Genomic DNA, 1,021 nt, shown 5'->3' on the forward strand with positions numbered 1-1,021 from the left:
CCATCTGTTGTATTTGAATTACCTGATGTAAGTAAAGAAGAAGAACACGATGAAGTAACTTACGTTACAGTGTCACCAAGTTTACAACGAAGATGCGCTGGATCTTTCCTTAAAACTTTATAGCCAACTTGTTTATTTATGACAATGCCCCACACATCAGTAGTAAACGTGCTATTCGTTTACCCGGTGTACTCTGCTTTAGTACGGATAACCACACATTTAAGTCTGTAAAAAAACAAATTGAGCAAATAAATTTATTGAAAAAACAGCTTTCCAATATTGTCACTAAAGAGTCAGGTATATCAAAGGAAGAACGGTTTGATTTCGTCCACAACCAATTAAAAGGCTTAATTACACTCAATGCTTATCGTACCCTCACCCTACTGTCTGATCCAGATACAGTACGTTTTGGTTGGGCTAATAAGAATATTATTAAAAATCTAACGCGTAACGATGTTCTGTCTCAATTAGAAAAAAGTCGTGAAGCCAATCGTGCTGTCCCTCCCTATACCCGTGAACAATGGGCTGAACGTCTCGATAAAGAGATCATCACGCTTTCTCAGTTACCTGAAAATGCAAAATTAAAAATAAAGCGCCCTGTCAAAGTACAACCTATTGCACGTGTTTGGTATTCAGAACAACAAAAGCAAGTGCAATATGCGTGCCCCTTGCCTTTATTCGCTTTCTATATTGATAAAGAAAGCGACTTTAAACCAGTTATAGGCGAACTTCCTGATTATGATGCCGACAACATTCAAATTCGCCATCGCCCTAAAGCTAAAAAGCTACAATTAATTATTCCAAGAATGCATTTGTATCTTGAAAAATAGAGAACTTGTTATTTTTCAATCAGTTTAATTGAGCTTCCTAGAAGAATTTGCTGAAGATAATCATTAAGCTGAGCAAAGTGGTTGTCTTCAATATCTAAATGGATTGTTATCACCAACGCGTTTTTTAATACAAAGGTAATATTTTTTCGATCTAGGGTGATTTTTTCGAGCATATTAATGGCTTCAATATC

General features: G+C 35.9%; 2 protein-coding genes. One reads left to right on the top strand and one right to left on the bottom strand.

What is annotated here, in order from left to right; genetic code table 11:
• The first annotated feature begins 128 nt into the window (after positions 1–128).
• Positions 129–830, top strand: coding sequence for a DNA replication terminus site-binding protein (gene tus, locus BHE89_RS18475; protein WP_286146292.1), 702 nt, complete (start codon positions 129–131; stop codon positions 828–830).
• A gap of 8 nt (positions 831–838) precedes the next feature.
• Here tus and BHE89_RS24430 read toward each other — a convergent pair.
• Positions 839–1,021: hypothetical protein (locus tag BHE89_RS24430; RefSeq protein WP_216081030.1), on the bottom strand; the 183-nt coding region annotated here is incomplete at its 5' end.

The organism is Shigella sp. FC1967 (assembly GCF_001743005.1).
Classification (GTDB): domain Bacteria; phylum Pseudomonadota; class Gammaproteobacteria; order Enterobacterales; family Enterobacteriaceae; genus Proteus.